This is a genomic window from Microcoleus sp. LAD1_D5, from assembly GCF_036702115.1.
Taxonomy (GTDB): domain Bacteria; phylum Cyanobacteriota; class Cyanobacteriia; order Cyanobacteriales; family Microcoleaceae; genus Microcoleus.
In genome coordinates this window covers 50,500-58,827 of the sequence record NZ_JAUBSA010000036.1, presented here as the reverse complement: position 1 = coordinate 58,827, position 8,328 = coordinate 50,500, and the positions used below count along the sequence as shown (strand labels likewise).

The 8,328-nt window shown below is 42.1% G+C and carries 10 protein-coding genes; 3 read left to right on the top strand and 7 right to left on the bottom strand.

Going from position 1 to position 8,328, the window contains the following annotated elements; translation table 11 throughout:
- The first annotated feature begins 77 nt into the window (after positions 1–77).
- Both QUA70_RS16540 and QUA70_RS16535 read left to right on the top strand, forming a co-directional pair.
- The gene (locus tag QUA70_RS16540) at positions 78–974 is read left to right on the top strand and encodes a hypothetical protein (protein WP_333348588.1); all 897 of its coding nucleotides are present in this window, start codon (positions 78–80) and stop codon (positions 972–974) included.
- A gap of 25 nt (positions 975–999) precedes the next feature.
- Positions 1,000–1,089, top strand: a complete 90-nt coding sequence (locus tag QUA70_RS16535) for a hypothetical protein (RefSeq protein ID WP_333336158.1) — start codon at positions 1,000–1,002, stop codon at positions 1,087–1,089.
- A 48-nt stretch (positions 1,090–1,137) separates the two neighbouring features.
- Here QUA70_RS16535 and QUA70_RS16530 read toward each other — a convergent pair whose 3' ends face one another.
- The 3 genes from QUA70_RS16530 to QUA70_RS16520 all read right to left on the bottom strand — a co-directional run bounded on the left by QUA70_RS16530 (position 1,138) and on the right by QUA70_RS16520 (position 3,640).
- Positions 1,138–2,619, bottom strand: a complete 1,482-nt coding sequence (locus QUA70_RS16530; protein ID WP_333348586.1) for an ATP-binding cassette domain-containing protein — start codon at positions 2,617–2,619, stop codon at positions 1,138–1,140.
- A 29-nt stretch (positions 2,620–2,648) separates the two neighbouring features.
- A complete protein-coding gene (locus tag QUA70_RS16525) occupies positions 2,649–3,074 on the bottom strand; it encodes a hypothetical protein (protein ID WP_333348584.1) in 426 nt (141 codons plus the stop codon).
- 62 nt (positions 3,075–3,136) lie between these two features.
- On the bottom strand, positions 3,137–3,640 hold the full coding sequence (locus tag QUA70_RS16520; protein WP_333333097.1) for a hypothetical protein: 504 nt from the start codon (positions 3,638–3,640) through the stop codon (positions 3,137–3,139).
- 256 nt (positions 3,641–3,896) lie between these two features.
- Here QUA70_RS16520 and QUA70_RS16515 point away from each other — a divergent pair, with 256 nt between their 5' ends.
- Positions 3,897–5,273 carry an ATP-binding protein gene (locus QUA70_RS16515; RefSeq protein ID WP_333333099.1) on the top strand — a complete coding sequence of 459 codons (1,377 nt, stop codon included), beginning with the start codon at positions 3,897–3,899 and terminating at the stop codon, positions 5,271–5,273.
- Positions 5,274–5,333: 60 nt separating this feature from the next.
- Here QUA70_RS16515 and QUA70_RS16510 read toward each other — a convergent pair whose 3' ends face one another.
- From QUA70_RS16510 to QUA70_RS16495, 4 genes are all read right to left on the bottom strand, one after another.
- The gene (locus QUA70_RS16510; RefSeq protein ID WP_333333102.1) at positions 5,334–5,567 is read right to left on the bottom strand and encodes a hypothetical protein; all 234 of its coding nucleotides are present in this window, start codon (positions 5,565–5,567) and stop codon (positions 5,334–5,336) included.
- Positions 5,568–5,743: 176 nt separating this feature from the next.
- Positions 5,744–6,520 (bottom strand): DUF6816 family protein, encoded by a 777-nt coding sequence (locus QUA70_RS16505; RefSeq protein WP_333333104.1) that lies wholly within the window; start codon positions 6,518–6,520, stop codon positions 5,744–5,746.
- Positions 6,521–6,773: 253 nt separating this feature from the next.
- The gene (locus QUA70_RS16500; RefSeq protein ID WP_333333106.1) at positions 6,774–7,181 is read right to left on the bottom strand and encodes a ChuX/HutX family heme-like substrate-binding protein; all 408 of its coding nucleotides are present in this window, start codon (positions 7,179–7,181) and stop codon (positions 6,774–6,776) included.
- A gap of 161 nt (positions 7,182–7,342) precedes the next feature.
- The gene (locus QUA70_RS16495) at positions 7,343–8,296 is read right to left on the bottom strand and encodes a PhoH family protein (RefSeq protein WP_333348582.1); all 954 of its coding nucleotides are present in this window, start codon (positions 8,294–8,296) and stop codon (positions 7,343–7,345) included.
- Positions 8,297–8,328: the final 32 nt, after the last annotated feature.

Sequence of the window (8,328 nt, the reverse complement as noted above, 5' to 3'; positions counted from 1 at the left end):
GCATTTAATTGGACTTTATTTATGATCCTTGCGCTGTAAAGCTTGTAGTCTCGTTCCAAAAACTGTCCGGAGTATTGATGTTAAAAGAATTAAAAACCATTACTCTGGCAACTTGTCTGGTATTAGGAACAGCTAAACTGGGTTCTACTGCACCTCTCCCAAGTCCTAATAATCAAGGTAATTATATGGGAAGAGCTTATCATACTTATTGGGAAGTAGTAGATCCAGATCCAAATGGGTTAAATTGTCGCATGACAAATTCTTCTTTTGAAGAACTTATGCGTGCTGACAACCGCACTCCATTTGAGTTTTTTAATTGGTCTTTAGTTGGTGTCTTAAAACAGGGACAGCGTTTTGAAAGCTTTCCTAGCAATGCTGCTGGTACTTTCAACGATACCAGGGGTTTACCTTGGCTTTTTGTAGGAAAAAGCTACGCTGCTGGTGCAGCGCAAGGTTGTTTCGTTCGCGCTAATAGTCAATTTGTCAAACCAATACAGATGTCACCGACTCGCGTACAACCTCAAGCGAGTCAACCGCTCACAAGTTCCACAGCACTACCCATGAAGCTTGGTTTTGACGAAGGCTTTGGATCGATTGTAGTACCAGAAAGTGATACCAGAGCACCGGCATATGGAGGACGCTTAAGGCGATATGATGTTCACATTGCTAAAATGTTTGAAGTCACTCACTTTATGTGTCAGGAGGGGACTTTAACACCCGGTATTACATGGAATTACGAGGCTGGAGGTGGCACGATTAATATGGGAAGTTTTGCAATAACCTGCCGACTTGCTAATCAAATAGTTAGTGCTTATGGTTTAGGTAAATCGGAACCTACGAATATTACTTTTTCGGCTGGTGAAATCGGTCGCCCCGATGTCAGAAGTTTCAACATTCCTGTCCTAGATATTACAGGTGATAAAGTACCACGCTGGATGAGTTTTGTGCAGGGATTTCAGCCAGTGAGGAGGTAGGGCGATTTGTAAGATGTAGGAGGGTGTGTCAGAAGAATTACAAGAGGTATTGGAAGACTGGATTCTACTTAGTCTTACCATGAATCTCCCTTTACCGGTTCTTGACAATTACTAAAGAGGTCGCCTGATGCCGCCTTTTTAACTTGTGTTGATGATAAACAAATTACTGAACTGCTTGATCTCTCTGATATGACCAAGTAGCAATTAATCCAAATACGCCGCAACTCCAAATTAGCCATAGCAAGTGTAGAAATATCTGATTATCGTAATTCAATTTTGCTGCCCAAAAAACTAACTCTCGATAGTGGTAAAACGGCGATAGTACCATCAAATTTTGTACAATTTTTGATTCAGAAATTGGATATGCTCCGCAGGTTAGGGGAACAACAATTAACGATAAGCTGAGGATAGAATCAGCACTCCTGGGGTCGATCAAATATCCCAGTGCCAGACCAAGAATTGCGAAAGGGACAATACCCAGAAGTAGGCAGAGGAAGAGAACTAACCAGGAACTAGGATCGGCTGATATTTTCAGTTGCCAGATTGCCAGCCCAAAAATTAGTAAGAGGCTGACGATACAAAGTAGGAGGGCTGTCGCTATCTTTGCTACTATGTATGCGACTGGGGGTAAAGGTGTCGTCCTCAACAATTTCAGCCATCTTTCAGAGCGCTCAACAGCAATTCGTTTGCCGAGGCGATCGATAACAATTGTAAAAAAAATAATTCCCGAGATATAAATAATAGGTTCTATTGCAGAATTTCCTGTCATACCTGGAACTTTATTCAATAGGGGTACAAAACCTACTAAGCTGAGAGTTGCAAGGAGAAACAGAGGAGTCCGAAGAAATTGTCGTGTTTCAAACACAAACTGGTTTCGGATAATTACTAAAATGTTTGGATTTAAAGGCTCTGATTGATTGAAGACGGGATCATGAACGGCAACAGCATCTAACTTTTCTTCTGATTTAGGAATCGGAAAATCTTCAACTAATTGGCTTTTTTGGGGAGATTCGGAGAGATTGTGCAGGGTGACGTACCGAGTAGCTAAAGTACCTAGCTCTTCCCAGTCCGATTTATTGTTGGTCACCATCAAAATAGTGATTCCCTGTTGGCGACAGAGTTTTATTTGCTTCCAGAATTCTTCATAGCCTTTATCGTCTAAGTTCCTCGTTGGCTCGTCAAGGATGAGAAGTTGAGGATTTCCTGCCAAAGCTAGGGCAAAGTAAAGTCGCTGCTTTTGCCCCCCAGATAAATCAGTCGCCCAAGCATCTTCCTTGTGTGCGAGACTAACTTTATTCAGGATATCTTCGCTGGAAAGAGGGTTGGGGTAATAGCTTCGCAAGAGATTAACTAATTCTTTGACTTTGACTTTTCGGGGAACTTGAGTGTCCTGCAAAACTACCCCCAAACCAATTTTAGAAGAAGAGTTATCTGGGGGAAGTCCCATAAGTTTAATCTGCCCACTACTAGGTTTTAAGACTCCTATAATTAGATTAAGTAATGTAGACTTACCAGAGCCATTTTCACCGCGCAAAACAATGAAATCGTTTTGCTTTACAGTTAGATTGATATTTTTAAGGACTTGAGAAACGCCAAACCCTTTATAGAATGATTTAGAAACCTGAGCGAGTTCGACGAGATTCATATTATGCAAGTGATTTAAAATGTCAAAAACTAATGAAGTGAAATTTGCATCAAGAACCAAATTCCCATTGCCACAGCAACAGCAGGAATGAGCGGGACACCAAGCACGTTTGTGAGGATTATTAGAGTTGCTGCACCTCCTAAAGTTCCCCAAAAATTAATAGCAATAGATGCCGTAGAATCGGTCGTAGTACAAGTGCTGAAAAAGCAAAATTCGCTTCCTTTAGTTAAGAGAAAAAATGTACACGCAGTAGCAACTACTACAATTCCCAGCACAGCCCATTTACCGACTGAAATTTGCGAGCCTAAAAAGCTTAAAGAGAACGATGGGGGTTCTGGGCTGTTTGAATTTTGCTGAATTTGCTCAGTGCCAGAAGGAACAACTTGCGACTCACTATTTAAGGGACTATGCGCTAGGTTGGAAGATTGTTGAGATTGATTAGAAACAGGTTCCATTTTCAGTAAATTGCTGCTTAAAGGTATGGTGAGTAAGTTAGACAAGACTTTGATTTAGCTTTCTAAAGAGAAAGAGCTGTTCTGATAGCTAACCACAGAGCAATGCCAATTCCTACAGTAACAACTAAGGGTGCATTAGCGATAGCTGCACCAGTGGCAAAAACAATTCCAATAGTTGCTCCCGTAATATCGGGATGCTGTTTGGCAGATTCTTCAATTTCTTTTAATGATTCCTGAATCGGTTTGTTGGGTTGCTCCTCCCCTGGAGGAGGAGTTTTTTCCGATGGCTTCTGAACCCAATCAGGTTTCTTCGCCGGAGGGGAAACTTTGGTCTCGGTAATCACAGGTTTATTAACAACTTTGAGCTGCTTAGGTTGTTTAAATTGGCATTCTGGTGGTAACTCCTTAGACCAATCAATCATGGGATGACAGGAATTTTGAACCTGCAAAGTTTCCACAACTAGGAGCGGTGTCCAAAGGAAGAAACATATTAACAGAATAGCTTGAAAGCGATGGTTGCGCCATTTCTCAAGCCAAGGTTGGTAAAATTTTGTGATAACTTCCATGATCGTTAGAGCTTCTATTTACAGAAATTACGCACACTATATAGATATGAGGAAAACTATAGATAGAATTATTATAGCAGATTATATGATTTTATTTCGCAATACTTTCGATCAAATATGACAACTCAAAACGGTCGGATTTAGCATCCAATTTTTATAACCATCCTGAACCAATTTAGTATAATTTGGTAAAATTTACTTGACAAAGTAGGATTTAGTAGGATATAGTACAATCAACCTCACTCAACGCTGACCCATGAATGTTGAAGATGTTGTACAATGGGCGAATAATTCGATTTTTAATAAAACCGGAGAACATCTTACACCCCTACAGGAAGCAATACTGACGGGTGTTTGGCAAAGGCAAAAATATCCTCAAATAGCTAAAGAGTTTAAGTGTAGTGAATCTCACGTTAAAAAAGAAGCGGCTAAGTTATGGGAAAAGTTGCGTGAGGAATTAGGAGAAGACCTTAATAAATTTAATTTTCGTTCTAAAGTAGAAAAAAAATATAGTATTTCTCAAGTTTCTAATTTTGTTCAATGTGTAAAAGGCAATATTAATATTTGTAATGAATTTGTACAAACTAATGAAGATACAAAAACTCGCTCGCCCTTTCCCCCTGAATCTCCCCAAAATCAAGATCGATCGCCCATAATCGATTTAACAGACGCACCCGAACTCCCTTACTTTTACGATCGCACTTCAGAACTCTCCACCCTCAAACAATGGATTTTACAAGCCCACACCCGCTTGATTACCGTCTACGGCTTAAGCGGAATTGGCAAAAGCGCGATCGCCCTCAAACTCATCGAACAAATTCAAACCGAATTTGATTATATTATTTGGTTAAGCCTCACCAACACTCCGGCACTTTCAACCCTCCAAACCGAACTCAAGCAATTTTTTGGGCGATCGCAACAACCCCCATTACCCACAATCATCGATTATTTCCGATCTTCTCGCTGTCTAGTAATTCTTGATGACGTACAGAATATTTTTAGTAGCAGTCAATTAGCAGGTCAATATTTAGCAGGCTATGAAGACTATGGCAAATTTTTTAAACAAATTGCCACATCCTCTCATCAGAGTTGTTTAATCCTCCTCAGTTGGGAAAAACCCAAAGAAATCGCGAATTTAGAAGCCGAAAACCTCTCCACGCGAAGCTTACACCTCAAAGGTTTAGGAGAAGAAGCCGCAGAAATTTTCCAACAAAAAGGATTAGTCGATGAGGAAAAATGGTCAGACTTGATCGCCCTTTATCAAGGTCATCCTTCCTGGCTAAATATCATTGCTGCAACTATTTGGGAGTTATTTGATGGTAGCGTTTCCCTGTTTTTATCCGATGTAAATGATTTATTCTTAGGTGACTTACAACCCATCTTAGAATCTCACCTAGAGCGTTTATCAGACTCAGAAAAAAAGGCGTTATACTGGTTAGCCACTAAAAATGAAACTGTAGATATTTCCCGAAAAGCTACTGATAGTGAATTATCCCAACCAGAATTTTGGCAAGCCATACAATCTTTAGCGCGACGCGGCTTAGTGGAAAAAGTGTTAGTAGGAACGCGATCGATGTTTCTTCTCAATCCCGTATTCAAAGCATATATTCAGTGCAAGTTAAATCTTATATAAGCTAGGGGTAATTTCACCCGATCGCAACGCAATTAAGCCACCGAATTACTCTTTTCTATTCTACATCGATCGCATAAAAGCATTCACAGCATCATATTGGTCTGCCATACGCGAATAGAACTCGATCGATCGCAAATCCAACTCCGGCAACAGTTCACTCTTACTCACCAACTCATATCCCGTTGGACGCAAACAATAAACCGAAATTACACCATCCTCCCAAAACCAAACCTCCTGCACACCCACCCGACGATAGATTTCCCGCGTATCAATTCCACCACTCGTCACTGTCACAAGGAAGATGTTACCAAAGAACCGTGCATGGCGGAGAACAAAGAACCACCGAAGACACCAGCAACTCCCAACATAGCGACAGTTAAACTGATGAGGGTTATTAGCAAAGCTGATGTAAGGAGAGACAGGGCCGAACAAAGTCGATCGTTGCTAGGTAGATCGAGATGACAACTTAATTATGCCCGCACCAACTCCAACCGATATCGGTACAACGCTACAGGATGCCCCCCAGCAGCAAAATAATCCGGGTCTTGCGGCGACAAATAAATCGCTGTCACCTGATCGGCCTCAATTCTTTTACTCGCAAAATCGCCATTTTTCCCGCCTCCAAAAACTTGATAAGCCGTTGTTGTTTCCACCTCATTTAAATAAATATCAGACTCTCCCCGAAAAATTTGCTGAGAAATCTCTGTAGACACAAACTCGCCAGGATTCGGCGTCTCAGTTCCCCGACTGGTAACAATCGAAATTAATTGGCGTTCCCCTTTCAAAACAGTAATTTGGCGGTTGGGATTGGTCGGATCGACTTTCACCGAAAGTACGCCACGATCGCCTAAATAAGCCTTGGCAATATTCAAACCGTTAAAAGTGCGATCGGCTACAATCTTTGTAGCTTTTTTAGATGTATTTTTATAAATAAAACCAAGATTTTTTTCAGGTTGAAATCGTACTTTAAATAATACCGGCTGCTGCAAATACTGGCGGTTGTTTTCAAACCCTGGCGTGACAATATTTGGCGCTAAAGGAGCGGCTAAATCTACCAAAGTGCTCGCAACATTCCAATTCCCCGCCATCCAGTCCGGATATACCAAATCTCCCTTAGCTACAGCGATAGGAGGCTTGCTTTCCCAATTGGGAAAACTTGATATGCGATCGCCCAAAACCCCCCCTCTCGCAACGCCACCCCACAGCAGTACCGCCAAAACTAGACAAAAACCCCAAATTACCTTCATACCCAATTACATTCAAACAACTAACCTGATATTTCTCTTTCTCTTCTTTCTCTCTTCTTGGCGTTCTCTGCGCCCTCTGCGGTTCATTAATTCAAAAATTAGACAACAAATCAGTTAAACATCCTATTTTATACCATTTTCATAAACAGGCAAGATGCCTGTTGCACAAAAATAAATGTTCTGCTTGAGGGGAGTAGGGGTTGGGCATCAACCCGCCCCCAATATGCAATTCAAAGGTGGACAAGCCTATTTTTTAAAGCGCCTCAACAGGTGCCGGTTCCCAAACCTCCCCGTATTTTTCCTTCAATTCGTGCCAATTTTCCACCTGTCCTAGTTCGTATTCCCCCGGCTTTCCCCACTGCAAAAACGCGCTCAAAGCAGCCTCATTTTGTTCGTCCAGAAAACGGATTGCATAAGTAGTGAAATTTCCTCTTTTTGCCTCACCAGTTTCAAACTTCACCTGTTTTATTTTGTCCATATTCAGGTGAAACTCAAATATTTCGGCGTGCATATTGGCATACTTACCCTTCGGCAACTCCGCATAAAACAGCTTGTGAATTGAACCGCGCACTTCCAGCACCGCCGCGCTGCTAGTCACGATTAAACGCAGCGTTCCCAATTGTTCGCAAGCTTCTAAGAATTCTTTCAGAGTCGCAGTCATATCAATTTTGGATTGTAGATTGTGGATTTTGGATTAAATCGATAAGAATCAAATGGGAGTTAGGAAGTAGGAAAAGGAATTAGATAAAAAAAAGATAATTTTTCCTTCTTCCTTCTCTCATAGATAACTAAAGCCTTCCTTCTTCCTTCTTTCCTCTTCCTTCATGTTTCGTGCAGTTCGTAAGCAGCGACAATCCGCTGCACTAGAGGATGTCGCACCACATCCGCTTGAGAAAATTCACAGAAAGCAATGCCCTCAACGTTACGTAGAATGTTTTGGGCGACTGACAATCCCGACTGTTGGTTTGGCGGCAAATCTGTTTGAGTGATATCGCCCGTTACTACCATTCTCGATCGAAAGCCCAGACGAGTCAACACCATTTTCATCTGAGCCGGCGTCGTATTTTGAGCTTCGTCCAAAATGACGAAAGCATTGCTGAGAGTGCGCCCCCGCATATAAGCTAAAGGAGCTACTTCGATCAAGCCTCTTTCCATTAAATCGGCCATTTTTTCAGGGTCGATCATTTCTTGCAGGGCGTCGTAAAGCGGGCGCAAATATGGATCGACTTTTTGCTGCAAATCTCCCGGCAAAAACCCTAATTTTTCGCCAGCTTCCACGGCTGGCCTGGTTAAAATCAGCCGTTCGTACTGCTTGCTCAACAGCGCTTGCACGGCGAAAATAGCTGCTAGAAATGTTTTTCCAGTACCAGCAGGGCCAATGCAAAATGTCAGGTCGTGCGTGCGTACTGCTTGGACGTATTGCCGCTGCTTGAAGGTTTTGGCTCTAATTTCTTCGCCGCGGCGGGTTCTGGCGAGCACGTCTCGCTGTAAGTCTTGTAAATCGCCTTGGCGGTTGGTATCCAAAGCTTGGCGCGCCGTCTGGATTTCAACTCCGGTAATATTTTTGCCGGATTTCCAATAGTCGGAGAGCGAGCGCACTAATTTATGACACAATTCTACTTGACTTTTTGTGCCAGAAATCAGCAGGTCTTGCCCTCGCATTACCAGGGTAGCACCGGTTTGCTTAGAGATCATTTTCAGGTTTTCTTCTTGATTACCGGCCAGCGACATTGCGCTTTGAGTGCTCGGTAACTCTATTGTTAGTTTTTCATTCATGCCAACATAAGCTCCTCCAAATAAGCAATTAA